Raw genomic sequence first — 26895 nt, 5'->3', positions numbered from 1 at the left:
AATGGATTATTTGACGATGCGGATGCTTTTGGAATCCAAGTATAATGTGCGTGCAGCAGGAAAGAATGAAACGGAAGGCGAATAGGCAAAGAAGGGATAGGGCGGTGATGGTGGAGGTGCAGGTATGGGCGTAAAGGACATGGGTCAGAGACTTTGTCGGTCCGTGCAGGGCGGCTATCAGCGCTTTCGCACGGCGATGATTCTTGATGTTGTACTGTTTGTTTGCGTGGGCGTGCTTACGTACTGCCATGTGTATGAGATGCAAGATTGGTATACGGAGGAGATTGGTTGCGCGGCGGCAGCGGCGGTGATCGGCTGCATCTTCGCTGTCGTCCTGCGGTTATTCTTGGAGAGGCGCAGACAGGAACGGCATGGCTTCGAGGTGCTGCTGACGGTTGTCGTATTTGTGTTTTTCTTCATTCTTGTGCAGGGACATGATTGGACGGATCCCTATATTCTGCTCAAGACGGCAGGGCCGGCGCTTGTTTTTGCTTCTGTCGGTCTTTATTGTCTTGAGCCGCAGAACGAAGGCGAGAATCCGCCACTTGCCGTGTTTTTTGCAATCTCTAAGGCATGGCTTGTCGGCACACTTTTGCTCATATCTCTGGGTATCTGCTTGACAGCATTCGATTCGCTGATTTTTTCTTTGGAATTTCGACTGCAGGCGATGCTGCATTTCCTCATGGTGGAATTTTCCTATCTTTTCATCGCGGTGCAGATCTTTCTCGCTAGCCTGCCTGATCGGGGGAAGACGACGGAGACTCCCGTGCTCTTTCGTGCGCTCCTCGTGCGCGTGCTTTGGCCGGTCTATCTGCTCTTGCTCGCTATTCTCTATCTCTATGTGGCAAAGATCATCTATGCATGGGAGATGCCTGTCGGCATGATGAATTGGTTTGCCTCGTTGGCTCTTCTAGCCTTCAGCGTGTTTTTCTTCTGCTTTGCGAATGATGCGCGCTATTCGCTGCTGCAGCGTTTCCTGCGCTGGGGTCTTTTGCTCTTTCTGCCGATCCTTGCGGTGCAGGCTGTCGCTGTTTGGCAGCGAGTCGAGCCGTACGGCTTGACGGTGCTGCGCTATACGTCGATCCACTGCACGATTTTCGGTATCGTTTTGCTCGTGCTTGCTTTCCTGCGCCGCTCGCCACGTCCGGCGTTTCTTGTCTTGGCACTCATGATTGCCGCATGTACGCTGACGCCGCTCAATATCGTCGATGTGCCGCTTCGCACGCAGGAAGCGCGCCTTTGGGGCGTGCTTGAGGAAAACGACATGCTGCAGGATGGCGAAGTCGTGGAGAATCCCGCACTTGCTGAGGGACCGCGTGACAGGATCTTGAGCGCTTCGGAGTATCTGACCGATCAGAAGAAGACGTCGTTTCTCGAAACGCCGGGCATGCGTGAGACGCTTGCGAAATTGCGTGGGATGCAGAAAAGGGAAAAAACTACCGAATGGTTTGAATTCCAAGCGGAAAATCCTGTCTACATTCCTGTAGAGGGTTGGAAGAAAGCTTATCGGATTGACAATCCTGCTGTGGAGGATGGCGTGATTTTCGTGGACAAGGGCGACGGAACAAAGGAACGATTCGATGTTTCTGTGTATCTCAAGGAGCTTTTGGCATACGCGCACAAGGAGGATGCGAGGGGAACGGGAAAATTCATGCGGGAGCTTAGGATCGATATAGATGAAAACACTTGCCTTTGGTTGTATGATGTCGGCTTGTCCGTCCGCAGCCATAGGGGCAGAGAGGATATAACGGCGCAAATCAAGGGCGTGCTTTTGAAGCGCTAAATGGTTAACAATGTTTGTGTTTTGTTGTATAATTGTAATGAAAGGAGTTGATTATATGGCAGCAAATGCTACATTTACTGTTCGTATGAATTCGGAACTTAAAAAGCAGGCGGAACTTGTCTGCGAGGAAATGGGCTTGACCATGTCATCTGCCATGACGATTTTTCTCAAGCGTTTGGTCAAAGACCGTGCCATACCGTTTCGCGTATCGGCAGGCGACCATTTTTACAGTGAGGAGAATATGCGCCATCTCCGCGCAGCTGCAGAGCGAATGGAAGCGGGGAAAAATGTGGTTCATGACATCATTGAAGGCGATGATGTATGATTATTTCATGGGATGAGGAAGCATGGGCGGATTATGTCGACTGGCAGAACGAGGATAAAAAGACGCTGAAGCGCATCAACTCCTTAATCAAGGATATTCAGCGCAACGGCACGCAGGGAATTGGTAAAGCAGAGCCGTTGAAGTATATCAAGGGCGGTTGGTACAGTCGGCGCATTGATAAAATGAATCGCCTGGTGTTTCGGATTCGTGGTCAGAACTTGGAGATTTTGCAATGTAAGGAACACTATGATGATTGACGGAGAAGTTTGAAGGGAAGAAGGAAGTTTTTTGCTGGGGATTCATCGAAGAGAAATCAATATGCTTGAAGGTTCGCTGTGGGATAAGATTATCGTCTTTGCCCTGCCCATCGCTTTGACGGGCATTTTGGAGCAAATGTTCAATGCGGCGGACGTCGCGGTGCTCGGTCGCTTCGTTGGGACGGAGGCGATGGCGGCAGTCGGCAACAACGTGCCCATTGTCGGACTCATTGTGACGCTCTTCCTCGGACTTTCGCTCGGCGCCAATGTCGTCATTGCGCAGTACATCGGCGCACGTCGCCTCAAGGAGGCGAGCCGTGCCGTCCATACGGCTCTTGCTCTTTCGCTCCTTGCAGGCATAGGCGTGACCTTGCTGGGCGAGCTCTTCGCTGCGCCATTGCTTTCCCTGCTCTCTGTGCCCGATGCCGTCATGCCGCTGGCGGAGCTTTACCTGCGCGTATTTCTTATGGGGATGCCCTTTATGAGCGTCTATAATTTTGCCTCGGCGATTCTCCGAAGTCATGGAGATACGGGCACGCCGCTCATTGCGCTCCTGGCGGCGAGCGCTCTCAATGTCGTCCTTGACTTGGGCTTCGTGCTCGTCCTGGGGTTGAGTGCTGACGGCGTGGCGTGGGGCACGGTGCTCTCGTATCTCGTGGCAGCTTCCCTGCTCATCCGCGCCCTGCGCCGTGAAGAGGGCGTCCTGCGGCTCGACTTCCGGCTCCTGCGCGTGCGCCGTCACCATGCGAAGCGCATCTTCGTCATCGGTATGCCTGCTGCCGTGCAGGGCATGGTCTTTTGCTTTGCGAACCTCGTCATTCAGGCGGCTTTGAACAGTCTCGGCGCGGAGGTCATGGCGGCGTCTGCGGCGGCATTCACGATCGAGATCAACATGTACTGCGTGATCGCGGCCTTTCAGCAGGCGTGCACGACGTTTGTCAGCCAGAACTACGGTGCGGGAAATCTGCCGCGCTGCCGCGAGGTCACGCGCTGGAGCCTTCGCCTGAACATCGTCGCCATGCTCGTTCTCGGCGCACTCATCCTTCTCTTCATGCGCCCGCTGCTGCGCATCTTTAACGGCGATCCTGCCGTCGTCGAGATCGGCGTCATACGCATCATCTACGTCGTCGTGCCCGAGATCTTTTCCGTATTCATCGACATCTTCTCCGGCTCGATGCGCGGCTACGGCTACTCGTTGATGCCGGCTCTTGTCACGCTCGTTTGCATCTGCGGTGTGCGTCTCTCGTGGGTCTGGCTCGTATTCCCACATCATCCAACATTTGAGACGCTCATGATCATCTATCCGATCAGTTGGATGGTGACGTCGCTGTTTCTCTATCTTTTGTACCGTTTCTACTTGAAGCATCTGAAGGTGATGCGCCTGACGTAGAGAAAGAAAACATGATCCCCTGCACAAAAAAACTCGGTCGAAGGCGAAATTCGACCGAGTTTTTTCGCGTTTTTCGTTTTGTCGGAAACAACGTCAGACGTGGAAGCGACCGACGGTCTCCTTCAGCTCGTGGGCGAGCTGCGACAGTGTCTGGCTCGCTGCAGCGATTTCCTGCGTTGATGCGGCCTGCTCCTCAGAGACAGCAGAGACATTCTCGGCCTCCTTGCGCACATCGTTCGAAGCGCTCTTGATTTCCTGTACGGAGGAGACGGTCTGTGCGCTGCCCTGGCGCACGCGCTGCGCCAACGTCTCGATGCTCGTGACGCGCTCCGAGAGTCCCTGCACGAGTTCGGCGATGCGGTCAAACTTCTTGCCCGCTTCATTGACTTGCGTTACGCCCTCGCCGACGCGCTCCTTTTGCTGCTGCATGATGGAGAAGGTGCGCTCGATCTGAGAGGAGTTTTCCGTGATGAGCGTCGTGATTTGCTGCGCTGCTGTTTCCGACTGCTCGGCGAGCTTTCGCACCTCTTCAGCGACGACGGCGAAACCCTTGCCCGATTCGCCGGCGCGTGCAGCTTCGATGGCAGCGTTTAGGGCGAGGAGGTTCGTCTGGCTGGCGATTTGGGTGATCATCTCGACGATCTCGGATATGCGCTTCGAGCCTTCATAGAGAGAGTTGACAGCATCGGCAACCTCTTTCGTGCTGCCGTTGATGGTCTCCATGCCCTCGACGGCGACATGAAGGCCGCTCTGGCCTTCCGTCGTAGCCTTGTGCGTCTCGGCGGCGGAGGCGGCGACATCGTGAATAACATTGACGACCTTGCCCATTTCATCGGACATTGTGTTGACAGAGTCGATGGAGCGGTCGACGATGTCATTTTGCTGCTGTGCGCTCTGGGCGATGTGGGTTACAGCTTCCGCCGCGCTCTGCGAAGCGTTGGCGGATTGGCCAGCCGATGAGGTCAATTCTTCGGAGGATACGGCGAGCTGATCGGCAGCTTTGAGGGAGCGCTGCACGAGGTCGTGCAGGTTCTTGGACATCTTGGCGAAGCTCTGATGCAGTCGTCCGATCTCATCCTGACGATCGGTGTCGCTGAACTTGTGCGACAGATTGCCTTCTGCCACCTGTTCGGCGATCTTGCCGAGTTCCGTGATTGGTGTTGCAATCGAGCGCGTGATGTAGAGGATGATGGCGATGAGCATGGCGATCGAAAGGAGGATGACGACGGCGACGATCGCGCCCATCTTCATGATCGGAGCGAGGATTTCCGACTTCGGCACTTCGAGCACGAGCACCCAGCCCGTATCACCGACCGGAGCGGAAGCGAAGAGCATCGTCGTGCCGTCCTCGCTCCATGAGGCGATGGTCGGTTTGCCTTTGAAGAAGGCTTTGATCGCGTCAGCGTGTTCCTTCTGATCGAGAATCGTGTCGTCGATTGTCTTCGACTTGTGCGAGATGAAGTTGCCGTCCTCGTTGAGGAGGAAGGCGCCGCCCGTTTCTCCGACCTTGATGGCGGAGACGAAATCTTTCACGGCCTCGAGCGATAGGTCGAAGCCCGCGACGCCTGCGACCTGACCGTTTTGGCGAAACGCCGAGCTGAAGCTCACGACGGGCTTGTGATCGGTCTTGGTCAGGTAGATCTTCGAGATCATGACGTCCTGAGAGCCTGCTGCATCCTTGTACCAGGCGCGTCCCGTCGCATCGAAGGTGGGATCCGATGTCTTGTCCGCGCCGTCAATGAAGGGCTGGTTTGGAAAGCCGATGAAGAAATCCCCAATGCCGTTTTTGTTGGCAAAATAGTTCGCCGTCGTCTGCATGTCCTCGTATGAGGGAAGCTTCGCATCCCAAGCGCGCGTCACGGCGGCGAGCATTTCTTTCTTGCCGATTAGCTTGCCGTTGATGTCGCTCGCGTGATGGGTTGCCATTTCTGTCATTTCCTGTTCCATGGAATCCATGAGGATCTCATAGACGATGCCGGCCATGACGATGAAGACCAAGAGGACAGGCGTGCCAATCAGGGCGATCATCCTTGTTTTCAAATTCATGATAGTGACTCCTTTCTTTTCCTTTGCTGCGTCTTGGATATCGGCAAAAGGATTATCTTTCGTTCGACTTTCCAAGTGTTCATGGCAGACTCGTCATGATGAATACGATAGAATATAAGGAAATTGACTCGTATTCTCTTGTATCCTTATTACGAGATTAGATTCTGTTTTCCTGCCGACGATATATAAAATACGAGGAATCTCCCATAGAAAGAATTTGTTGGGTTTTTTGGCAAAAAGAAGGAGGAAAAATTACCATCAAGGCGATAAGTCAAGTCGAAGGTATGACGGATGGCTTGGGTTTCTATATGACCAGCCACAATATTCTTAAAGCGGACATTTGTGCGCGCGGTTTTTGTAGAAGATAACACTTGGCTTTTTTGCTGTTTTGCGTTATCATTAGGATTGAAAAGAGATATGCAATGCTGAAGAAAGCTGGCAGGAAAGTGCGCCTTCATCCTGTTTCGGGATGGAGGCTTTTTTATAGGAGGGAAAATCTTGCTGTATAAGAAGGTAGACACGACGTTGAATTTTGTTGAGCGCGAGAAGGAGGTCGAAGACTTCTGGAAATCACACGACATTGCGCAGAAGGCGATTGACCAGCGCGCAGGCAAGGAGAACTTCACGTTCTACGACGGGCCGCCGACGGCGAACGGCAAGCCGCACATCGGCCATGTGCTGACGCGCGTCATCAAGGACATGCTGCCGCGCTACCAGTCGATGAAGGGAAAGCGCGTCCTTAGAAAAGCGGGCTGGGACACGCACGGCCTGCCTGTGGAGCTTGAGGTGGAGAAGGCGCTCGGACTCGACGGCAAGGATCAGATCGAGAAGTACGGCATGGAGCCTTTCATCAAGAAGTGCCGCGAATCCGTCTGGAAGTACAAGGGCATGTGGGAGGAGTTCTCCGATGTCGTCGGCTTCTGGGCCGATATGGAGCATCCGTACATCACCTATGAGAACGACTTCATCGAGTCGGAGTGGTGGGCCTTGAAGGAGATCTGGAAGCGCGGCCTGCTCTACAAGGGCTACAAGGTCGTGCCGTACTGCCCGCGCTGCGGCACGCCGCTTTCCTCGCACGAGGTCGCGCAGGGCTACAAGGACGTCAAAGAGCGCTCCGCCATGGTCAAGTTCAAGGCGAAGGGGGAGGACGCGTACTTCCTCGCCTGGACGACGACGCCGTGGACGCTGCCGTCGAACCTCGGTCTCTGCGTCAATCCCGATGTGACCTACGTGAAGCTGCGCGTCGGTGATACCGTCTACTATCTCGCGGAAGCGCTCGTCGATGCGGTCTTTGAGGGCGTCGAGGGCGAGCGCGAGGTTCTCGCGCGCATGAAGGGCAAGGAGCTTGAGTATCGCGATTATGAGCCGCTCTATCCGTATGCCGAGGGAAAAATCAAGAAGAAGGCATTCTTCGTTATATGCGACGACTATGTCACGACGTCCGACGGCACGGGCATCGTCCATACGGCGCCGGCGTTCGGCGAGGACGACAACCGCGTGTGCCGCAAGTACGACATGCCTTTCGTGCAGTTCGTTGACGCAAAGGGCGAGATGACCGCGGACACGGACTGGCCGGGCGTCTTCGTCAAGGACGCCGATCCGTTGATTTTGCAGGACTTGAAAGAAAAGGGGAGTCTCTTCAAGGCGCCTGTCTTCGAGCACAGCTATCCGCATTGCTGGCGCTGCGACACGCCGCTCGTCTACTACGCACGCGAGTCGTGGTTCATCAAGATGACGGCGGTGCGCGACGAACTGATTGCGAACAATGACACGGTCAACTGGATTCCCGAGAGTATCGGCAAGGGACGCTTCGGCGACTGGCTTGAGCATGTGCAGGACTGGGGCATCAGCCGCAACCGCTACTGGGGCACGCCGCTCAACATCTGGGAGTGCGGCTGCGGACACCAGCATTCGATCGGCTCGATCGAAGAACTGAAGTCGTTGTCAGACAACTGCCCGGAGGAGCTTGAGCTGCATCGTCCTTACGTCGACGCCGTGACGATCCGCTGCTCTGAGTGCGGCGAGGAGATGCACCGCGTGCCAGAGGTCATCGACTGCTGGTTCGATTCCGGCTCGATGCCGTTTGCACAGTGGCACTACCCGTTCGAGAACAAGGAGATTTTCGAGCGCCGCTTCCCAGCTGACTTCATCTCCGAGGCGGTCGATCAGACGCGCGGCTGGTTCTATTCGCTCATCGCCATCTCGACGCTGCTCTTTCACAAGGCGCCGTACAAGAACGTCATCGTCCTCGGTCATGTGCAGGACGAGAACGGCCGCAAGATGTCAAAGTCGAAGGGCAATGCCGTCGATCCGATGGATGCGCTGAGGAAGCACGGTGCGGATGCGATTCGCTGGTACTTCTATGAGAACAGCGCACCGTGGCTGCCGAACCGTTACCACGACGGCGCCGTGCAGGAAGGGCAGCGAAAGTTCATGGGCACGCTGTGGAATACCTATGCCTTCTATGTGCTTTATGCCAATATCGACAATTTCAATCCGCTCGATCATGCGCTCGACTACGAGAAGCTCGCCGTCATGGACAAGTGGATTCTGTCGCGCCTCAACACGATGGTCAAGGCGGTCGACGAAAACCTCGCCGCCTACAAGGTCACGGAAGCGGCGAAGGCCCTGCAGAGTTTCGTCGATGAACTGAGCAACTGGTATGTGCGCCGCAGCCGCGAGCGCTTCTGGGCGAAGGGCGAGGGCGAGGATAAGGTCAATGCCTACATGACGCTCTACACGGCGCTCGTGACGACGGCGAAGGCTGCCGCGCCGATGATCCCTTTCATGACGGAAGCCATTTATCAGAACATCGTCTGCAGCATCGACAAGGAGGCGCCCGAGAGCATCCATCTTTGCGATTTCCCTGCCGTGCATGAAGAGTATATCGACGCATCGCTGGAAGACAACATGGAGATCGTTCTAGAGATCGTCGTCCTGGGACGTGCGGCGCGAAACGCTGTGAACATCAAGAACCGCCAGCCCATCGGCAAGATGTTCGTCAAGGCGGCGCACGCGCTCGACGACTTCTTCCGCGAGATCGTCGAGAACGAGCTGAACGTCAAGGAAGTCGTCTTCAAGGACGACATGGAAGAGTTCCTGAGTTACAGCTTCAAACCGCAGTTCAAGGTGTTGGGGCCGAAGGTCGGCAAGAGGATCGGCGAGGTCAAGGCGGCTCTCGCAAAGGTCAACGGACACGAGGCAAAGGATGAGCTTGACCGCACGGGCAAGCTGAAGCTCGCGCTCCCCTCGGGTGAAGTCACGTTGGAGGCCGAAGACGTCGAGGTGTCGATGGCACAGACGGAAGGCTTCGTCACGGAGCGCTACGGCGCAGTCACGATCGCCCTGGAGACGACCTTGAGCCCTGCGCTCATCGAGGAGGGATTCGTGCGCGAGATCGTCAGCAAGGTGCAGACGATGCGTAAGGAGAACGGCTTCGAGGTCACCGACCACATCAAGATCACGGCGGGAGGCAATGAGAAGATCGCAGCGCTCATGGCGAAGAACGAGGAGTACATCAAGCGCATCACGCTCGCCGACGCAATCTCCTATGAAAAGGAGGCAGAGGGCAAGGCGTGGAACATCAACGGCGAGAAATTGACGCTCAAGGTCGAGTGAAGCGAGGGGAGGCAGCTGGATGGAGTTGCAGCGCATCGGCGTGGTGCACAGTCCCTACAAGAGTTTGCAGCAGATACCGCGCCAGGGATTTTTCAGCGAGGAGGAGGCCGTCATCGAAATTGACGGGGCGTATGCGTCCGCCTTGGAGTATGTCGAAGAGAGCGAATGGCTCACGGTGCTCTACTGGGCGCATCTTGCTGAGCGCGACCGCCTCGTGACGACGCCGCCGAGCGGCACGCGTTCCTGCGGCGTCTTCGCATGCCGCTCGCCGCATCGCCCGAATCCCCTGTCACTCTGCGCCGTGAAACTTCTGTGGCGCGAGGGAAGGAGGCTCTTCGTGCGCCATCTCGACGCCTTGGACGGCAGCGCTGTCGTTGACATCAAGCCGTATGTCGATGCGGTCGGTCTGGCAAGCGGCAAAAGCGGCGGCATGTGACTTGGACGCGTGGAATGGTTGATTGGAAGCGTTGGCGAAAGGAGGATGTTTCTTGAAAGAAGAGACGTGCAGGGCGGCGGGCATCGACTATGCCAAAGGTTTGGAGCGTTTCATGGGAAACAAGGCGCTTTATCTTGAATTCCTGTCGAAGTTCCTCTATGACGGCTCTTTTCAGGAATTCTGGGCAGGTATCGAAATGGGCGACATCTCCATGGCGGAGAAGGCCATCGATACGTTGAAGGGGACGGCAGCGAATCTCAGTCTCGTCAAACTCTCGGCGCTGGCGGATGCGATCGGCAAAGAGCTTCGCTCGGGCAAGGAGGTGGAGGAAATCCGGCCTTTGATTTACGAGGTGCGTGAAATCCACGAAAAGGTGTGCGACGCGATTCGGCAGAATGGGTAAAAAGTCGGTTCTTACAAAAAGGAAAGAATTTCCCAGTACGATAAAGGATTTCCGACTTTTGTAGAGAATTAAGCATAGAGAAAGTATTCGGATGAATTCCGAATCGATTCATGTACGGAAGAAACGCGACTATGGGAATCACGGATAAATTCAGCTGTCCATCTTCACACATCTGTGCTGTCCTCTCGTCGTCGACAAATCCTCAACGTAGCTGTTGCTACGCCTGCGGTTTGTCTCCTAGACAGAACGAGCACATCTGTGCAAATCTGGACGACTTCATTTTATCAGCGCTTCCCATGATATATGCCGTTTCCCAAAGGAGGAGTTTGCTTTGAAAGCCGTATCCATCGAGGATTTGCATCCTGGAATGACCTTGGCGCGCACCATCGTCAACGACAACATGATCGTCGTGCTCTCGGAGAATACCGTTCTGACGAAGGCGCATATCACGCGTTTGGGATTCTTGAATATACCGGCCGTCTATGTCAAAGATGATTTCGAACTGACGACGACGCCTGTTGTCGGCGAGCCGTTGACGCGTAGCCATGCTTTCGTCGCTGCATATAAGGAAGTCGTCTCTGAAGCGCAGGACATTTTCAGCTCCGTCGCCAAGGACAACGAGGTGCCCGTCGAGCGCACGACGGCGATGGTGCAGCGAGATCTCGCGCCCATGTCGAAGCAGAGCGGCGCCATCGACTATTTGTATGAACTCAACCACCTCGCGAGCGACGTCTACAACCATTCGCTGCGCGTCTCCATCCTCGCGGGCGTCATCGCCAAGTGGATGCGCATTCCGCAGAAGAAGACGCATGACATCATCATGGCGGGCTTCATGCACGACATCGGCAAGACGAAGTTTACGGAGCGCCTCTTGGAAAAGAACATCCAGACGCTCAAGGGCGAAGATCTCGAAGCGTACCGCAATCATGCACGCGACGGCTTCAATATCCTCAGTGCCAACAAGGACGTTTCCGAAGGCGTGCGTCTTGCCGCGCTGCAGCATCACGAGCGCATGGACGGCTCGGGCTTCCCGTCGGGACTTACGGGCAAGGACATCCATGAGTATGCGCGCATCATTGCCGTTGCGGATATCTACGACAACATCACGACAGAGCGCGAAGGTTATGTGAAACAGACGCCGTTCAGCGCTATCGCGCAGATTTCCGAGGACATGTTCAGCAAGCTCGATCCTGCTGTCTGCATGCCGTTCCTCAACAACATCAAGCACGTGTTCCTCGGCTCGACCGTCACCTTGAGCAACGGTCTCCAAGGCATCCTCGTGGGCTATCCCGAGGACTTTGCGGCGCATCCGCTCATTCGCATCACGCAGGATCAGGTCGTCGATTTGAACGAGCACAAGAATATCAAGATCATCGAGTACAATCCGAAATAAGAAAAATAAAGAGAATATGAATCCACTGGGGGAGCATTTGCTGAGAGGTTCGCGCATGACGGAGCCGACCCTTGGAACCTGTTGGGGTAATACCTGCGTAGGGAAGTGGTGGTTTTCCAGGAATCTTGAGGGAGCTGCCGCACTTTGCGGGCAGCTCCTTTTTGCTGCTGCCCTGCTGTGGATTCGCTGAGAGAAAACAGTGTTGTGCAATTTGCAAGGAGGAGTATTATGGCAACGCAGATGCAGTATGCAAGAGAGGGCAAGATCACCGACGCCATGCGGCAGGTGGCGGAGGCGGAGCAGTTGACGGCGGAGACGATTCGCGAGCGCGTGGCAAGGGGAGCGGTCGCCATCTGTGCTAACGTCAATCACGCGGGACTGAAGCCGGCGGGCGTTGGCGAGGGACTGCGCACGAAGGTCAATGCGAACATCGGCACATCGAGCACGTTCCCCGACATTGAGCCGGAATTGGAAAAGCTCGATGAAGCCGTGCGTTCGGGAGCGGATGCCGTCATGGATCTCTCGACGGGCGACAATATCGACGAGTCGAGGCGGCGCATCATTGCTCATTCGCCCGTCATGGTCGGTACGGTGCCGCTCTACGAGGCGACGGTCACGGCGATCAAGCGGCACGGCGCCGTGGTTGAGATGACGGCGGACGACATCTTGCAGACGATCGAGCGGCAGGCGAAGGATGGAGCGGATTTTATGACGCTGCATTGCGGTCTGACACTTGAAGCCGTGCGCAATTTGCGCGAAGAGGGGCGTGTCATGGATGTCGTGAGCCGCGGCGGCTCCTTCATCACGGGATGGATGCTCTACAATGAGAAGGAAAACCCTCTCTACACGCATTTCGATGATATTCTCGATATTTGCGAGAAGTATGATTCGACGATTAGCTTGGGTGACGGCCTGCGTCCCGGCTGTCTTGCCGATGCGACGGATCGTGCACAGATCACGGAACTCATCAACCTCGGCGCACTCGTTGACCGCGCGTGGAAGCGCGGCGTGCAGGTCATGGTGGAAGGTCCGGGGCACATGCCGTTCGATCAGATTGCAGCGAACATGAAGCTCGAAAAGAGGCTGTGCCACAATGCGCCGTTTTACGTCCTTGGCCCCTTGGTGACGGACGTCGCGCCGGGCTATGACCACATCACGGCGGCAATCGGCGGCACGCTCGCCGCCGTGAGCGGCGCTGACTTTCTCTGCTATGTGACTCCCGCCGAGCACCTTTGCCTGCCGACGTTGGAGGATGTACACGACGGTGTGATCACGAGCCGCATCGCCGCGCATGCAGCGGACATCGTCAAGGGCATACCGGGTGCAGCGGAGTGGGATCGGAAGATGGCAGAGGCGCGAAAGGCGCTCGACTGGGAGGCACAGCTCGCGCTCGCCATTGATCCAGCGCGTGCGCGGGCACGTCGCGAGGCGAGAAACGACGCGGGCGAAGGCGCCTGTTCCATGTGCGGTGACTACTGCGCGGTGGAGATCATCCAGAAGTATTTCGACAAGCCTGCCGGAGGCCGCTGCGATTGAGGATAGGAAAAGAGCCTGCCGCATTTTGCGGCAGGCTGTTGTTTTCTGAAGAAATGTCTTATAATGTAGGAAGTGAACAAATGAACAAGGTTAAGGGAGCGGATTGGGATGCCGGAAATTAGTCGCTTTATGGGCATGGTCATTAAAATGTTGTTTCTTGACAATGACCAACATCATAAACCTCACGTTCATGTGATTTATGGTGATTTCAAGGCGTCGGTCGGAATCGACGGTGAAATGCTTGCAGGTTCATTGCCTGCAAAGCAGTTGAAGATTCTTACAGCATGGCTGTGTATTCATGAAGACGAATTGTATGCTGCATGGAACAAAGCTGTTCGCGGCTTACATTTTGACAAGATCGAACCTTTGCGATAGGAGGGGTGCTTTGTGTATATTATCAATGGAATTGTTTATGCCGGAGAAATGAAGGAAGGAATCTATGTCAGGAATTTCCGAATACTGCAGAATCTTTATATGCTCGTGACGTTTTCCACTGGGGAGGTACGCATTTTCGATGCGGCTGAACTTTTGCAATACCCTGTCTATGCCCCTTTGGCTGATAATGCAGTGTTTCGGAGTGCGAAAGTGGAAGACGGTATTCTTGTTTGGCAGAATGGTGAGATCGATATAGCGCCGGAGGCTCTTTATGAGAGGAGCTATCCGTATAGCTCCTCTCAAGTTATCTAGAAGTCTCATATATCTTCCTCACGCTGCTTTCCCAATTCCTGCTGATCGCGATAGATGTCGGCGATTACGAGCTTTACGATGACGATGAAGGGGACGGCGAGGAACATGCCGGCGGGCCCGAGGATCTCACCGCCGAAGATGACACCTAGGATGATGGCGACAGGATGGAGATTTAGGGATTTGCCAATGAGAAGAGGGTAGACAAAATTGTGGTTGATCTGCGTGAGCACGATGTAAAATAGGACGGTCTGCAGCACGAGAGAACTCGACTCGGTAGCGGTCAAAAAGACGCCGAACGCCGAGGCGGCAGTCGGGCCGAGTACGGGGACGAACTCGCCCGCCCCGGAAAGGAACGCGAAGACAGAGGCGTAGGGAAGCCCGGCGAACTCGAAGTAGAGGAAGACGACCGTGCCCGTGATGGCACACATGACAATCTGGCTGAAGATATAGACGCGCAATGCTCGAAGGATGTCATTGAAGAGATTCAGCACGCGTTTCCTTGAGGCTTGCGGGAAGAGTCCTGCAAGCCAGATTTTTATGCTCTTGCCGTCCTTAAGAAGGTAGAAGGTCACGAATATGATGATGACGAACGCCATGAATTTGCCGAAGATTTCCAAGAGGAAGGACAGAGAGGATTTTAACAGATCCGTGCTAAGACTGCGAAGATTGGCGAGAACGTCGCTGAGTTCGCTGCGCAGGAATTCGGACTCCGATACGAAAGGAATGTTCTGCAGGCTCAGGGTGATGGTTGGCAAGTCGGTGACAAAGTTGCGGAAGGTAGGAACGAAGGAGAGCGAGAGCAGGACGATCATTCCTGTGAGAAGTGCGATGAAGGCAATGACGACAAGGCCAGCCGCGAGTGTGCGCGGCACCCTCTTGCGCTGCAGGAAATCGACGGGCGGCTGCAGGAGGAGCTGCAGGAGGAGCGAGAGGAAGATGATGAAGGCGAGATCGGGGAAAAACCAGAAGGCGGAGAGCAGAAGCGTAAAGGTGACGCCTAGGATGATGGATGTGCGGTAGTTTGCCAGATGCATGGGGAAGCCTCCTTTTCCATTTATATATTATAGAGAATGGAGAATTTTCCTGCACGAGAAGATGGGACGGGAAATTTTTTGTCGTCGTTCCCTAGGTCTTTAGGGGGGCTTTGGAGGATAATTCTTGACAGGACATGGGAAACAGCATACAATAGGAAAGTATAGTTTTTAGCCACATACGAAAAACATATCATAGAAGGAAGAGTCGAAGAAGAGTTTTGGCGAATCCTGAACGACCTAGGAGGTGTTAGTTATCATTGAGATAGTTTTGGCGGTCATCCTCTCGTTGGTCGCCGGCGTGGGCGGCGGTTATCTGCTGCGCAAGAGAGCTGCGGAGGCGCAGATCGGCTCTGCCGAAGATGAGGCGAGGCGAATCGTTGCCGAGGCGGAGGCCAAGGGCGAGTCCAAGAAGAAAGAGGCTTTGCTTGAGGCGAAGGAGGATATTCATCGGCTCCGTCAGGAGCTTGATCGCGATACAAAGGAGCGGCGCAGTGAGCTGCAGCGTCAGGAACGCCGCATCGTGCAGAAGGAAGAGAATCTCGACCGCAAGCTCGATTCCCTGGAGAAGAAAGAAGAAGTCCTCTTAAGTAAAGAGGCAAAGATCGACCGCACGCGCGCATCCATCAATGAGCTTCGCGACAAGCAGAAGGAAGAGCTGGAGCGTATTTCTAGCCTGACGGCGGAGGAAGCGCGCACGATGCTCCTGACGGAGGCAGAAGAAGAGCTCAAGCACGAGAAGGCGCTGATGATCAAGGATTACGAGCAGCAGGCGAAGGATGAGGCGGACAAGCGTGCGCGCGACATCGTTTCGCTCGCCATCCAGCGCTGTGCTGCGGATCAGGTGGCGGAGACGACGGTTTCCGTGGTCTCGTTGCCGAACGATGAGATGAAAGGTCGCATCATCGGACGCGAGGGGCGCAACATCCGCACGCTTGAGACGCTGACAGGAATCGACTTTATCATCGACGATACGCCCGAGGCTGTCATCCTTTCGGGTTTCGACCCGGTGCGCCGCGAAGTGGCTCGCATCGCACTGGAGAAGCTCGTGACGGATGGGCGCATCCATCCGGCGCGCATCGAGGAGATGGTCGAGAAGGCAAAGCGTGAGGTTGACCAACGCATCAAGGAAGCGGGCGAGCAGGCGACGTTTGAAACGGGCGTACACGGGCTTCATCCCGAGCTTGTGAAGCTCCTCGGACGTCTGCGCTATCGCACGAGCTACGGACAGAACGTGCTCAACCACTCGATCGAGGTCGCTCATCTCGCCGGCGTCATGGCATCGGAGATCGGCGCTGACGTGATGCTCGCAAAGCGCAGCGGCCTGCTGCACGATGTGGGCAAGGCAGTTGATCACGAGGTCGAGGGATCGCATGTGACGATCGGCGCCGATCTTGCGAAGAAGTACCGCGAGCACAAGGACGTGATCAACGCCATCCATGCGCATCACGGCGATGTGGAGCCGACGACGGTCGAAGCCGTGCTTGTCGCGGCGGCGGACGCCGTATCGGCGGCAAGGCCGGGCGCGCGCCGCGAGAGTCTGGAAGCGTATCTGAAGCGCCTGACACGTCTCGAAGAGATTGCCGAGTCGTTTGACGGCGTCGACAGTTGCTTCGCCATCCAGGCGGGGCGCGAAGTGCGTGTGATGGTCAAGCCCGAGAAGGTCGACGATACGGCATCGGTCGCACTCGCGCACGACATCGTGAAGAAGATCGAGTCGGAGCTTGAATATCCGGGTCAGATCAAGGCGACGATCATTCGTGAAACGCGCGTTGTTGATTACGCCAAATAGTTGTATAATAGGGGTGTTGGGAGGATGCTTCTCAGCACCCTTGGTTTTTAGAAAGCGCGGCGCAAGGCGTACCGCGAGTATTCTGGCTGTGATTAGGGAAACGAGGTGTTTGCTTTGGGCAGATTCATGACAAGTGCGAAGAAGCCGAACAAGGATGGGATCAATCTGTTGGTGTCCATTCTCGTCTGTTATCCGGAGATCGGCATGGTGAGCTATGAACCGGAAAAGGAGGCTCTGTACTTCTCCTTCACCCTGACGAAGGTTCCTCCTCGGCAGGAATTCGAGGAGACGGCGGCTTTTCTTGAAGAGAGCATTCTCACATACCACGACCTTGAAGGATTGATTCCGGGGGAGATCGATTTTTCCCTCGAAGGACAGGGGAATACGGCGTTCTTTCGTGTCCTGCGCGATGTCCGCACACTTTCTCGCGGCGAGATCGCCCTTCTGGCAGACCTCATGTACGAACGCTTCGGCGACGCACTCGTTTCCGACGAGACGCGCGACGGCTACGAGGAGGACAACTTCCTGCGTGAGGAGGCGATCGACCATATCATCGGCAGCCTCAAGGGCAGCCGCATGTCTGATCGCATGATCGGCATCCGTGAGGAAGGCCGCGTCATGGTGTTCAATAAGTAAGCCGTCCGGCAAAAAGAAAATATGACGCAAGCGGCAGGAGTGCCGCTTGTCGTTTGTTGAAGGCGCGTGAGTACGAGAACGTGTCCACAAGATTCGTGCCCGTGGGGAAGACCTCGGGCGCACGAGAGGTGGTTATGTTTTGAGAGTCATGCTGGTTGGAGATGTTTGCGGCAGAGCGGGCAGGGAGGCGTTTGGTCGCTTCACACCGGGAATCCGCAAGGAAAAGGCGGTGGACATCGTCATCGTCAACGGGGAAAATTCTGCGGGGGGCAAGGGGTTTACGCGCAAGTCGCTCGATGCGCTCTACCATGGGGGCGCCGACGTCGTGACGTCGGGCAATCATGTCTGGGACAAGAAGGACGTTTTGGAGTTCATCGACGACGAGCCTTTTCTCATCCGACCTGCCAATTACCCAGACGGAGCGCCGGGGAAAGGCTATTGCATCTATCCTCATCGCGCGAAGAACATCGCCGTCATCAATATGTCCGGCCGCGTCTTCATGCCCGATATGGATTGTCCGTTTCAAAAGATCGAGAGAATCCTGCGCGAGATTCGTGACGAGGCGGACGTCATCTTTCTCGATTTCCATGCGGAGGCGACTTCGGAGAAGGCTGCGATGGGCTGGTATCTCGACGGACGCGTCAATGCCGTCGTCGGCACACATACGCATGTGCAGACGGCGGACGAGCGCCTTCTGCCGGGCGGTACCGCCTATATCACGGATCTCGGCATGACGGGGCCGTGGGACTCGGTGCTCGGCGTGCGCGTCGACCGCGTGCTGGAGAAGTTTACGACGTGCCGCCCCGTGCGCTTTGAGGTGGCGGAAGGCTCTGTCGTCTACAGTGCCGTGATCGTCGAGGTGGACGATGCGACGAATCGGACGCTATCCATCGAGCGCATCATGAAGAAGGGCTAGAAAAGCGCGGATAAAATGAAGATGGGCGGCTGAATTTATCCGTGCTTCCTTGTTAGCAGGATTTTTCTTTTTTGTATAGAATACATGGAGAGATAAGTTGTACGGTTCTTCTGATAATGAATGAAAAATCTGAATCGGCAGAAAGACGCTGCAGGGATTTTGGGAGGGAAGGCGATCATGGAAGTCTTGAAGGTTTCAGCGAGGTCGAATCCGAACGCTGTCGCGGGGGCTTTGGCCGGAGTCATTCGGGAATCAGGCGCGGCCGAGATGCAGGCGGTCGGTGCAGGCGCCCTGAATCAGGCCGTCAAGGCAATCGCCATCGCGCGCGGCTTTGTCGCGCCGCACGGCATCGATCTCGTTTGTGTTCCTGCTTTCGCCGATATCGAGATCGACGGCGAGGAGCGCACGGCGATCAAGCTCATCGTGGAGCCGCGTTGAGGGCTTTGCATGGGTTCAGCAAGGGAGTGAGGTTCCAGTGTCCAGCGATCTGCATACGCATACGTCATATTCCGACGGAAAGATGACGCCCGAGGAACTTGTGGCGGCGGCGAAGGAAGCGGGGCTTCGCTACATCGCAATCACGGATCATGATACCGTGGACGGCGTCACGCATCTTTATGAGGAAGGGCTTTTGCCTGCGAAGGGCATCGGCATCATACCGGGCATTGAGTTCAGCGCCCATCATGAAAAACGGGAAATCCATATCCTCGGCTACAATGTCGACATCTATCGCCGCGATCTCCTCGACCGTCTGAACGATGTGGGAGAGGCGCGTTGGAGTCGCTTCGCTGAGATGGTGGAGAAGCTGCAGGAGCTTGGCTACGGCATTACGGAAACGGACGTGCTGAAGGTAGCAGGCACGAGCAAATCCATCAGCCGCTCGCACATCGGACGGGCGCTCGTGCTCAAGGGCTGTTTTTCCAGCGTGCGCGAGGCGTTTGACGCCGTGCTTTCCAAAGGTCGTCCCGCTTATGTCTCACACTATCGCTTAGAGCCGGAAGAAATCGTCGCGCTGATCAAGAATGCGGGCGGTACGCCCGTCCTCGCTCATCCGAAACTTGTCGGCGACGATGCGCTCGTAGAGCATGTGCTCGACCTCGGCATCGAGGGCATCGAGGCATTTTATCCGCAGCACGATACGGTCGATACGCAGCGCTATCTCGGTATGGCAGAGCGCCGTCATCTGCTCGTGACGGGCGGCTCGGACTTCCACGGCTTTGCTTCGCGCTATCCGCAGGAACTCGGCATCTTCACGGTGGAGGATTCGTTCGCGGAGAAGCTGTATAAGCCGAGAATGAACCTTTAGAGAGGTCGACTTTCCTTTTTGTAAGGATTTCGCAGGAAATTCCCTCGCTTTAGTTTCTTAAAGAAGCAGGAGAGAAAGATATGGACGTCATAGCATTCGTAGGCCCGAGCGGCACAGGCAAGAGCCACCGCGCCTTGCTCGTGGCGCATCAGCATCAGGCGGACGCCATCATTGATGACGGCATCCTGATCAAGGACGGCAAGATCGTCGCCGGTTCTTCCGCCAAGATGGAGAAGAGCAAAATCATGGCGGTGCGCCGCGCCATTTTCGTTCTGCCCGGACATGCGGAAGAAGTGCGTTCTGCTATCGCCGAGTGCAGGCCGCATCGCATCCTCATCCTTGGGACTTCCGAGAACATGGTCTATAAGATCGCGCGCATACTGAAACTGCCGACGATCGAACAGATCATCCACATCGAAGACATCGCGACGCAGCGTGAGATGCAAAAAGCGCGGGACAGCCGACTGAAGCAGGGCAAGCACATCATACCCGTTCCGACGATCGAGCTGAAGCCTCATGCTTCGGGCTTCCTCATCGATCCCATCCAGTCCTTTTTCCGCCGCAACCGCACGCGTCGCCGCAAACTCGGCGAGAAGTCCATCGTGCGCCCGGTGTTCAGCTATTATGGCAAGCTCATCATCGACGATCTGGCAATTCGCGAGATGGTCGTGCGCATCGTGCATGAGAAGGAATACATCTCGAAGGTCGGTTCTGTGCGCGTGCGCCACGTCTGGAAGGGCGACGAGGATCGCGGCCTTGAGATTTCCTGTTCTGTCGTGCTGACCTACGGCAGCCATATTCCGACACTCATCAAGGAGACGCAGCAGCGCGTGAGAACGAAGGTCGAATACATGACAGGGCTTTTCGTGCGCGAGGTCGATATCATGGTGCAGGCGCTTTATATCGAAGCGTAAGCTGTACGCGCAGACGTTCACTTTGTGTACGTCGTGCGCCCTCTCATCGAAAAGAAAAGGCGCTCCCCTTACTCTTCGAGGGGGAGCGCCTTTTTCCATGCTTTTGCGAGATCGTCGAAGCGCCAGCGCGCGTTGGCGGCGCTCGTCGAGGGCAGTGCATGAAAGGTGAGATCGTTGCGTTTCAGGAGCGACCTGTTGGCACGGCGGAAAGTATCGGCGGATTTGCCGCCGTTCAGGCAGAAGGTAGAGAGGCGCGGATAATGCGCGAGGAGCGCGGTGAAGTCGTTGGGCTTTGCTGCGCGAATCGCTGAGTCCAAGCTGCCTTCGCGTTCGCACGAGGCGATGGAGTCCCAAAGCGCGATCCGGTGGCGGAGCAGCATCTGAAGCCGCGCCGTATAGTCCTGCGGCGGCTCACCGCCCTCCAACAGATATGCCATGAGCCGCCAAAAGCGATTCTGCGGGTAGGCGTAGTATTGCTGCGCCCTGAGCGACGCCGCGCCCGGCATCGAGCCGAGAATGATATGCGTGCAGTTTGCGTCGATGCTCGGAGGAAAGCCGATGCAGGTGAAGGGAGAAGCGGGCATGAGCAGGACTCCTTTGTAGTGAAATTTGACGAATCCGCCTTTACGTCGTATAATGAGCGTAGAAAGGGTGCTACTGGTAACGGTCAGCCCGAGACAGTTTTAAAGGATTGAGAATCCCCGCCTAACTTTTGTCGGAGCAGGCGGGGATTCTTACGCTTTTAACGCTACGATGCAAATCGTAACGAGAAACACCAACGATAAAAAATCGTACAGGGTCATAAGCAGCGCCCCCTTTCGAGGGCTAAGAATCGACCGCCACCGTTGTAATAGCACCGTCTATATTATAGCACATGTCCAATCTTCATGGGAAGATTCCCGAAAAGGAAGCGCCTTAAGGAGTTCTCCGATTCTTTCGATACAGAAAACGGAGGTGTTTTCTATGAGCATGATCGGGAAGATTGGCGGGCATGGCTTCGCATCTGCTGCAGGTGCGGCATACAAGAAGCCCGAGGCGGCAAAGGACGCTTTTTCCGCCATCCTGCGTCAGATGGAAACGGGCGGCGGCGCACCGCGCGGCGAGAATTCCAGCGACAAGAACGAGGAAGAAACGACGACCGTGACGAAGGTGATGGCGGACGGTTCCGTGCTCGTCACCGTCTATCGTGGGACGGAAATCATTTCGGAGAACAAGACGAAGGCGACGACTGCCGAGAAAGATCCGACGGTCATCAGCACGAGGACAGAGCACATTGGGGGCGCGAAAGAAGCCGAGCTGAATGGTCGAACTGGTGCTGCGAGCGGAGCGAGCGCAGCGATGCTTCTGCAGTCGTTGGGCTGAGCATAGCTTTCATAGGAGACGAAGGGAAGGGGCTGCCTTTTGGCAGCCCCTTGTCGTTCTTCTTAAAGTGCATTGACAAGCCGAGAGTTTTGCGGTAGCATAGGGTCTGGATTAAGTCTAGTTATAATTTCATAAGTTACAGCGGAGAAAATCACGCTGTGGAGCAGGTACCCGCAAGGGTCTAAGAGAAAATCCGGTTATGCCGGAGCGGTCCCGCCACTGTGAGGGGAGCGAAGCTGCAAGGATGTCACTGGGGCATTGCCCTGGGAAGGCGCAGCCGAGCGATGAACCGAGCCAGGAGAACTGCCTGCTTGACGATCACCGTTTGACCTGCGAGCGATGGGAAGGGGATTCTTTTTTGCATTCGTGCGCCTTTGCGCCGCTGCATAAGGGAGCTTTTCTCTTCGAGAGGGAAAGGCTCTTTTTTATGGATGCTTTTCTCGCAGAAAGTTGAACTTCACTGCTATCTAAGCTTTGTCGCAGGAGGCGGTAAAAGGAGGAAAAAGGTTGAAGAAAAGTTTCTTTGCCATAGTCCTAGTCGTTGTCTGCCTGCTGCTGACGGCGTGCCGTATCGCGCCGGAGGCGGCGCACGGCGGCACAGGAAGCTATACGGTCACGGACAGCCAAGGTACGGTCGTCACCGTGCCTGCGCGGCCGCATCGCATTGTCACGCTTTCGATGAGCACGGACGAGGTCATGCTCGGTCTTGTGCCGCCCGAAGATATGGCGGCGGTAAACAGCCTCCTCGACGACCCCGTAAGCTCGAATGTTGTGGAGCTTGCGAAGAAGGTGGAAAAGCGCGTCGGTAATCCGACGGTCGAAGAGCTCGTCGCGCTCTCGCCCGATCTCGTCATCGTGCCTGACTGGGGCGACCTAGCCATCGTGCCGTCTCTTCGTGAAGCGGGGCTTACCGTCGTCGTCTGCAAGGGTGCGAGGAATCTCGCTGAGATTAAGGAGACGATCGCGCTTCTCGCGCAGGCAGCAGGCGTGCCCGAACGCGGGGAAAAGCTCCTCGCGATGATGGACGAGCATCTTAAAGGCATAGAGAAGAAGGTCAGCGCCATCCCCGAGAGCGAGCGCAAGACCGTCGTCTTGATCTCCCTGATGTCGGGTTATGGCGGCATCGGCTCCAGCTTTGACGACGCCTGCCGCTATGCGGGCGTGAAGAACGGCAGGTCGGCGCTCGGCATCCGCGACGGCCAGGTCATGACGAAGGAGCAGCTCGTTGAGATCAATCCCGACATCCTCTTCGTGCCGACGTACAACGACCATGGGAAATTCGACGTCGACAAGTTTCGCAAGGAATACTTCGACGATCCGTCCCTGCAGACGGTCAAGGCCATCCGCGAGCATCGCCTCGAAGAGCCGACGGAAGCCTACATCTACAACTGCTCGCAGGACTTCGTGCTCGGCGTGCAGGAAATCGCCTATCGCGCATACGGAGGTGCTTTCGCCCAAGGGCGTGAAGAGCATCTCTCGGCGGTGGAATAAGGATTCATCAAAATCATCAAGGAGGAGAAAAGAGCATGAAGAGCAAGAAAATCTACGGCAAGGATTGTTTGACAAGGAAGGTGTTGGCGGCTTTTTTTGCGTCGAGTCTCTGTTGCGCACCGGTGTTCGCGGCAGAAAACGATGCGGCTGACGAAGCGACAGAGAATGCAGTGAACGACCTCGGCGCGACCGTCGTGACGGCGGAGCGCATCCCGACAGAGCGCATGGACACGCCAGCCAACGTCACAGTCATCACGGCGAAGGAAATCGCTGCGAATCACTATGCAACGGTTGGCGAGGCTGTTGAGCATGTGAACGGAGTGACTGTCACGCGCATGGGCGGGCAGCAGCAGGAGATCGTCCGTCTCAATGGAGATGAACGCGTGATCGTCCTTGTCGACGGGGAGCGAGTCAACAATGATCAAGGCGCATCTTCTGGTCGTTCCAGTGCAGATCTTAATATGATTCCTTCGATGAAGAACATCCAGCGCATCGAGATTGTCAAGGGCGGCGGCTCGGCTCTCTACGGCAGTGATGCTGTGGGCGGCGTCATCAACATCATCACGAAGAAGGGCGTGAAGAATGAAACGACCGTCGACCTCAGCACGGGTTCGTGGAAGACGCACAGCCTTGAGCTGACAAACCAGGGCACGGATGGCAACTATAGCTGGTTCGTGACGGGTGCCATGACGAACGGAGGCAACTTCGATTACAACTACAAAGGCACAGGCTATAAGATGGATAGCAGCGATTATCGCAATCGCAGTTTCTCCCTGCGCCTCGATGACAAGATCGACGATCGCAGCTCAGCGCATATCTATTACGGGCATCGCTCCGTCAATGCCGCGCAGTATGATTGTCGAGGTGCCTCGGTTGTGCCGCCGTTTTCCGGCAACAAGATGACGGAGGTGTTCAACAACGTCAGTGCTTCCTATCGCTTCAAGGAAGGCACGGCGGCGCCGGGATTCCTGCGCGTATTCAATAATTACAAGACGGTGACGTATGGGACGGAGTTCAACACGCTTCTGTGGGGTTTTGACTATCAGAATGGTTGGAAGCTCGACGAGAATAACACGTTGATTGCCGGTGCGGAGTGGCATCGTAGCAATTCTTCGAATGAAGGGAGCGGTTACTATAAGGATAAGAAGATTACGAACAAGGCGCTCTACGTGCAAGATACGATGAAACTTGGCAAGCTGTCGTTCGTGCCTGGCGTGCGCATCGACCATCACAGCATGTTCGGTACGCATTGGACTCCGAAGGCGGCGCTGAACTATCGACCCGATGAAGCGACGCAGTTCTACGCTTCGTGGGGCAGGGTGTTCAAGGCGCCGACAGCGGATGATCTCTATTGGAACGATCCATGGATGAAAGGCAATCCGAACCTCGATCCGGAAACGGGTTGGACGGCAACGCTCGGTGTGAATCATAAGTTCAATGACAAGACGAGCATGGGCGTCAGCTATTTTGAAAGTCGCCTTGATGATGCCATTCGTTGGGCAAACAGTCCTTCTGGATGGACTCCTTCGAACATCAACAAGGAAAAGAAGCGCGGCATAGAACTGTCTTTCCGTCAGCGGCTTGATGACGCATGGAGTTATGATGTAGGCTATTCCTATATTCGCACGGAATTGGATAATGGTGCGGGTGTTGGCTATGTCTGGGAGAACGGCAACAGTCAGCCGAACGGCTATCGCATCGGTCTGCACTACGTGAAGGGACCTTGGAAGGCGAACGTCCTCGGACGCATCGGCTCGGGGCTTGATGAGGCCGTCTATCTTGATCACAGTTATGCCATTTGGGATTTCAATGTCAGCTATGATATTAAGGAGAACTTGACAGCGTACTTCCGCATCAACAATCTTACGGATGAGGAATACTATACGCGCAAGTTGTCTTCTGGCTGGTTAGGAAATTCCTACTATCCCGGCACGGGTCGCTTTTACCAAATCGGCCTTACCTGCTCGTTTTGATGCTTGCATGATGAATGGCGCCTTCTGCCCGCATTTTGGCAGGAGACGCTTTTCTCATACGGTTCGGTTGTTGTCGATGCCATCATTGTATGTAATTTCAGGAGGATTTTTTCATGGACGCAATTCTAACAGGCATAGAGTTTTTCCACAAGGGTGGCGCCATCATGTATGTGCTGCTCCTTTGCTCGATCTTCGTCGTGACGATCGGCATCGAGCGTGCGATGTACTTTTCACGCATGGACACGGGACGCGCCTTTACGCGAGAGTTTTATCAGTGCATGGCGAACGATGATTTTGCGGGGGCGAGGAAACTTGCCGAAGATCATCGCGGCGCACTCGCCAACATCCTTTTCGGGGCGATGAAGCTCGTAAAGAAGGATTCATCGCGCGTCTCCTCTTACATGGAAATTCAGTCGGGCATCGCGCTGTCGAAGCTTAGGAAACGGCTCTATTATTTGAGCGTCATCGTGACGATGGCGCCGCTTCTGGGTCTTCTCGGCACGATCAGCGGCATGATCTCGGCATTTTCCGTGTTCAACCTTCAGTCGGGGCAGGCGACGGCGATCACGGGCGGCGTCGGAGAGGCCCTGATCGCGACCGCCATGGGGCTTTGTGTCGCCATCATCGCCCTTGCCGTGCATGCGTACTTCACGCAGCGCATCGAAAGTATCGTGACGGACATGGAGCAGTGCTTCTCGCTCGTCGAGGGTGCGAAGGACGCGCTTTCTTCCTATGAGGGGGCAGCGCGATGAGGCTCAGGGACAGGAAGGGTTTCGACAAGCCCGAGATCATTATCATCCCGATGATCGACATCATGTTCTTCCTGCTCGTCTTCTTTATGCTCAGCACGCTCTACATGGTGAATCTCAAGACTGTCGACGTCAATATGCCGAAGGCGGCAAATGTGGAAACACAGATGCGCGTGACTTATGTTGTCACGATGAAGAAGGACGGCAGCCTTTTCCTTGAGGATCAGCCCATCGCGGAAAAGACGCTTCTTGAGCGCGCCAAGGCGGAGAATGCGAGGAACGGCAACTTCTCCCTCGTGCTGCGCGCTGACCAGGACATCGACTATGGCATGGTCTATGCGCTCCTCGATAAGTTCAAGGGTGCGGGCATCACGCGCTTCGGCCTTGCCGGCGAAAGCGCAGGGGGCAAGTGACGTATGGAGAATACGAGGGATAAATACAAGGCTCTCCTCGCATCGCTCGGCGTACATCTCATCATCTTCCTCATCGCGGCGGCTGTCGGCGTCTTTTCCGTGGCGACGATGAAAGAGAAGAACGATAACGTCGAGGTCATCGTCTATGACGAGGCACAGGATGAGGGAAGCGAGGGCGGCGGCTCGCCGCCGCAGGTGGAAGCGACTCCGGCCGTCGATGAGGTTGTGATACCCGACAAGACTTTACCTCCAATCGAGCAGAAACCTCCCGAGGAGCCGGACAAGCCGAGTCAGAAGCGCGAGGCGCATGCGGGCAATCCCATGGGACAAGGCGGTGAAGGGAAAGGCGTCGGCACGGGAGTCGGCGATGGCAAAGGACCAGGCACGGGCGGCAAGGGTACGGGAGTCAGTCAGTCTGAGCCGCCGCCTCCGCCTCCG

At 55.7% G+C, this 26895-nt stretch carries 25 protein-coding genes, 1 pseudogene and 2 riboswitches; of the genes and pseudogenes, 23 read left to right on the top strand and 3 right to left on the bottom strand.

Features of this window, described 5'->3' with window-relative positions; all coding sequences use genetic code 11:
- Positions 1-124 precede the first annotated feature (124 nt).
- From QZ177_RS08650 to QZ177_RS08635, 4 genes are all read left to right on the top strand, one after another.
- On the top strand, positions 125-1783 hold the full coding sequence (locus QZ177_RS08650; protein WP_294176888.1) for a DUF4153 domain-containing protein: 1659 nt from the start codon (positions 125-127) through the stop codon (positions 1781-1783).
- Positions 1784-1838: 55 nt separating this feature from the next.
- Positions 1839-2108: a type II toxin-antitoxin system RelB/DinJ family antitoxin gene (locus tag QZ177_RS08645; protein ID WP_264919365.1), complete on the top strand. Its 270-nt coding sequence runs from the start codon at positions 1839-1841 to the stop codon at positions 2106-2108.
- Positions 2105-2365 carry a Txe/YoeB family addiction module toxin gene (locus tag QZ177_RS08640; RefSeq protein WP_294176885.1) on the top strand — a complete coding sequence of 87 codons (261 nt, stop codon included), beginning with the start codon at positions 2105-2107 and terminating at the stop codon, positions 2363-2365. The genes QZ177_RS08645 and QZ177_RS08640 overlap by 4 nt, the downstream gene beginning before the upstream one ends.
- 61 nt (positions 2366-2426) lie before the next feature.
- Positions 2427-3755: an MATE family efflux transporter gene (locus tag QZ177_RS08635; protein ID WP_294176884.1), complete on the top strand. Its 1329-nt coding sequence runs from the start codon at positions 2427-2429 to the stop codon at positions 3753-3755.
- Between the two features lie 93 nt (positions 3756-3848).
- On the opposite strand, the gene QZ177_RS08630 is transcribed toward QZ177_RS08635, so the two are convergent.
- Complete coding sequence (locus QZ177_RS08630; protein ID WP_294176883.1) at positions 3849-5801, bottom strand: methyl-accepting chemotaxis protein; 1953 nt, start codon at positions 5799-5801, stop codon at positions 3849-3851.
- A 501-nt stretch (positions 5802-6302) separates the two neighbouring features.
- Here QZ177_RS08630 and ileS point away from each other — a divergent pair.
- The 7 genes from ileS (at position 6303) to QZ177_RS08595 (ending at position 13874) form a co-directional block, all read left to right on the top strand.
- Entirely contained in the window at positions 6303-9419 is a 3117-nt protein-coding gene (gene ileS / locus QZ177_RS08625; RefSeq protein WP_294176907.1) for an isoleucine--tRNA ligase, read from the top strand.
- 19 nt (positions 9420-9438) lie between these two features.
- Positions 9439-9855 carry a tRNA (N6-threonylcarbamoyladenosine(37)-N6)-methyltransferase TrmO gene (tsaA, locus tag QZ177_RS08620; protein ID WP_294176882.1) on the top strand — a complete coding sequence of 139 codons (417 nt, stop codon included), beginning with the start codon at positions 9439-9441 and terminating at the stop codon, positions 9853-9855.
- 52 nt (positions 9856-9907) lie between these two features.
- Positions 9908-10258 (top strand): histidine kinase, encoded by a 351-nt coding sequence (locus QZ177_RS08615; protein ID WP_294176881.1) that lies wholly within the window; start codon positions 9908-9910, stop codon positions 10256-10258.
- Positions 10259-10589: 331 nt separating this feature from the next.
- Positions 10590-11651: an HD domain-containing phosphohydrolase gene (locus QZ177_RS08610; RefSeq protein WP_294176880.1), complete on the top strand. Its 1062-nt coding sequence runs from the start codon at positions 10590-10592 to the stop codon at positions 11649-11651.
- A gap of 17 nt (positions 11652-11668) precedes the next feature.
- Positions 11669-11772: riboswitch (TPP riboswitch) on the top strand.
- 107 nt (positions 11773-11879) lie between these two features.
- A complete protein-coding gene (gene thiC, locus QZ177_RS08605; RefSeq protein WP_294176879.1) occupies positions 11880-13187 on the top strand; it encodes a phosphomethylpyrimidine synthase ThiC in 1308 nt (435 codons plus the stop codon).
- A gap of 108 nt (positions 13188-13295) precedes the next feature.
- Positions 13296-13562 (top strand): DUF4160 domain-containing protein, encoded by a 267-nt coding sequence (locus QZ177_RS08600; RefSeq protein ID WP_264919356.1) that lies wholly within the window; start codon positions 13296-13298, stop codon positions 13560-13562.
- Between the two features lie 12 nt (positions 13563-13574).
- The gene (locus tag QZ177_RS08595) at positions 13575-13874 is read left to right on the top strand and encodes a DUF2442 domain-containing protein (RefSeq protein ID WP_294176872.1); all 300 of its coding nucleotides are present in this window, start codon (positions 13575-13577) and stop codon (positions 13872-13874) included.
- 5 nt (positions 13875-13879) lie between these two features.
- Here the strand turns inward: QZ177_RS08595 and QZ177_RS08590 are convergent, their stop codons facing one another.
- Complete coding sequence (locus tag QZ177_RS08590) at positions 13880-14908, bottom strand: AI-2E family transporter (protein ID WP_294176866.1); 1029 nt, start codon at positions 14906-14908, stop codon at positions 13880-13882.
- Positions 14909-15152: 244 nt separating this feature from the next.
- Here QZ177_RS08590 and rny point away from each other — a divergent pair, with 244 nt between their 5' ends.
- The 6 genes from rny to QZ177_RS08560 all read left to right on the top strand — a co-directional run bounded on the left by rny (position 15153) and on the right by QZ177_RS08560 (position 20469).
- Positions 15153-16697: a ribonuclease Y gene (rny, locus tag QZ177_RS08585; RefSeq protein ID WP_037370285.1), complete on the top strand. Its 1545-nt coding sequence runs from the start codon at positions 15153-15155 to the stop codon at positions 16695-16697.
- A gap of 114 nt (positions 16698-16811) precedes the next feature.
- Positions 16812-17333, top strand: coding sequence for a hypothetical protein (locus tag QZ177_RS08580; protein WP_013740857.1), 522 nt, complete (start codon positions 16812-16814; stop codon positions 17331-17333).
- Between the two features lie 139 nt (positions 17334-17472).
- Positions 17473-18249 carry a TIGR00282 family metallophosphoesterase gene (locus QZ177_RS08575; protein WP_294176854.1) on the top strand — a complete coding sequence of 259 codons (777 nt, stop codon included), beginning with the start codon at positions 17473-17475 and terminating at the stop codon, positions 18247-18249.
- 177 nt (positions 18250-18426) lie between these two features.
- The gene (locus tag QZ177_RS08570; RefSeq protein ID WP_009646475.1) at positions 18427-18687 is read left to right on the top strand and encodes a stage V sporulation protein S; all 261 of its coding nucleotides are present in this window, start codon (positions 18427-18429) and stop codon (positions 18685-18687) included.
- 37 nt (positions 18688-18724) lie between these two features.
- A complete protein-coding gene (locus QZ177_RS08565) occupies positions 18725-19555 on the top strand; it encodes a PHP domain-containing protein (protein WP_009646380.1) in 831 nt (276 codons plus the stop codon).
- 80 nt (positions 19556-19635) lie between these two features.
- Positions 19636-20469, top strand: a complete 834-nt coding sequence (locus tag QZ177_RS08560) for an Asp23/Gls24 family envelope stress response protein (protein ID WP_294176847.1) — start codon at positions 19636-19638, stop codon at positions 20467-20469.
- Positions 20470-20537: 68 nt separating this feature from the next.
- Here the strand turns inward: QZ177_RS08560 and QZ177_RS08555 are convergent, their stop codons facing one another.
- A complete protein-coding gene (locus QZ177_RS08555; RefSeq protein ID WP_294176845.1) occupies positions 20538-21053 on the bottom strand; it encodes a DNA-deoxyinosine glycosylase in 516 nt (171 codons plus the stop codon).
- 379 nt (positions 21054-21432) lie between these two features.
- Here QZ177_RS08555 and QZ177_RS08550 point away from each other — a divergent pair, with 379 nt between their 5' ends.
- The 6 genes and pseudogenes from QZ177_RS08550 to QZ177_RS08525 form a co-directional block, all read left to right on the top strand.
- On the top strand, positions 21433-21831 hold the full coding sequence (locus tag QZ177_RS08550) for a hypothetical protein (RefSeq protein ID WP_294176843.1): 399 nt from the start codon (positions 21433-21435) through the stop codon (positions 21829-21831).
- 148 nt (positions 21832-21979) lie between these two features.
- Positions 21980-22157, top strand: a riboswitch (cobalamin riboswitch).
- A 181-nt stretch (positions 22158-22338) separates the two neighbouring features.
- On the top strand, positions 22339-23322 hold the full coding sequence (locus QZ177_RS08545) for an ABC transporter substrate-binding protein (RefSeq protein ID WP_294176841.1): 984 nt from the start codon (positions 22339-22341) through the stop codon (positions 23320-23322).
- A gap of 35 nt (positions 23323-23357) precedes the next feature.
- Entirely contained in the window at positions 23358-25295 is a 1938-nt protein-coding gene (locus QZ177_RS08540; RefSeq protein ID WP_294176839.1) for a TonB-dependent receptor, read from the top strand.
- Positions 25296-25408: 113 nt separating this feature from the next.
- Positions 25409-26047, top strand: coding sequence for a MotA/TolQ/ExbB proton channel family protein (locus tag QZ177_RS08535; RefSeq protein ID WP_009646522.1), 639 nt, complete (start codon positions 25409-25411; stop codon positions 26045-26047).
- Entirely contained in the window at positions 26044-26457 is a 414-nt protein-coding gene (locus tag QZ177_RS08530) for a biopolymer transporter ExbD (protein ID WP_009646437.1), read from the top strand. The genes QZ177_RS08535 and QZ177_RS08530 overlap by 4 nt, the downstream gene beginning before the upstream one ends.
- A 3-nt stretch (positions 26458-26460) precedes the next feature.
- Positions 26461-26895 (top strand): annotated as a pseudogene (locus QZ177_RS08525) (energy transducer TonB); the annotation flags it as partial.

It is taken from the genome of uncultured Selenomonas sp. (assembly GCA_905372355.1).
GTDB lineage: Bacteria > Bacillota > Negativicutes > Selenomonadales > Selenomonadaceae > Selenomonas.
This window is presented reverse-complemented; position numbering and strand designations above follow the sequence as displayed.

Coding starts and splice junctions, on each gene's coding strand:
- QZ177_RS08650 (WP_294176888.1), top strand. CDS start 125: ATGGGCGTAAAGGACATGGGTCAGAGACTTTGTCGGTCCGTGCAGGGC.
- QZ177_RS08635 (WP_294176884.1), top strand. CDS start 2,427: ATGCTTGAAGGTTCGCTGTGGGATAAGATTATCGTCTTTGCCCTGCCC.
- tsaA (WP_294176882.1), top strand. CDS start 9,439: ATGGAGTTGCAGCGCATCGGCGTGGTGCACAGTCCCTACAAGAGTTTG.
- QZ177_RS08540 (WP_294176839.1), top strand. CDS start 23,358: ATGAAGAGCAAGAAAATCTACGGCAAGGATTGTTTGACAAGGAAGGTG.
- QZ177_RS08535 (WP_009646522.1), top strand. CDS start 25,409: ATGGACGCAATTCTAACAGGCATAGAGTTTTTCCACAAGGGTGGCGCC.
- QZ177_RS08550 (WP_294176843.1), top strand. CDS start 21,433: ATGAGCATGATCGGGAAGATTGGCGGGCATGGCTTCGCATCTGCTGCA.
- QZ177_RS08645 (WP_264919365.1), top strand. CDS start 1,839: ATGGCAGCAAATGCTACATTTACTGTTCGTATGAATTCGGAACTTAAA.
- QZ177_RS08590 (WP_294176866.1), bottom strand. CDS start 14,908: ATGCATCTGGCAAACTACCGCACATCCATCATCCTAGGCGTCACCTTT.
- thiC (WP_294176879.1), top strand. CDS start 11,880: ATGGCAACGCAGATGCAGTATGCAAGAGAGGGCAAGATCACCGACGCC.
- QZ177_RS08560 (WP_294176847.1), top strand. CDS start 19,636: ATGGACGTCATAGCATTCGTAGGCCCGAGCGGCACAGGCAAGAGCCAC.
- QZ177_RS08530 (WP_009646437.1), top strand. CDS start 26,044: ATGAGGCTCAGGGACAGGAAGGGTTTCGACAAGCCCGAGATCATTATC.
- QZ177_RS08630 (WP_294176883.1), bottom strand. CDS start 5,801: ATGAATTTGAAAACAAGGATGATCGCCCTGATTGGCACGCCTGTCCTC.
- QZ177_RS08570 (WP_009646475.1), top strand. CDS start 18,427: ATGGAAGTCTTGAAGGTTTCAGCGAGGTCGAATCCGAACGCTGTCGCG.
- QZ177_RS08600 (WP_264919356.1), top strand. CDS start 13,296: ATGCCGGAAATTAGTCGCTTTATGGGCATGGTCATTAAAATGTTGTTT.
- QZ177_RS08640 (WP_294176885.1), top strand. CDS start 2,105: ATGATTATTTCATGGGATGAGGAAGCATGGGCGGATTATGTCGACTGG.
- QZ177_RS08555 (WP_294176845.1), bottom strand. CDS start 21,053: ATGCCCGCTTCTCCCTTCACCTGCATCGGCTTTCCTCCGAGCATCGAC.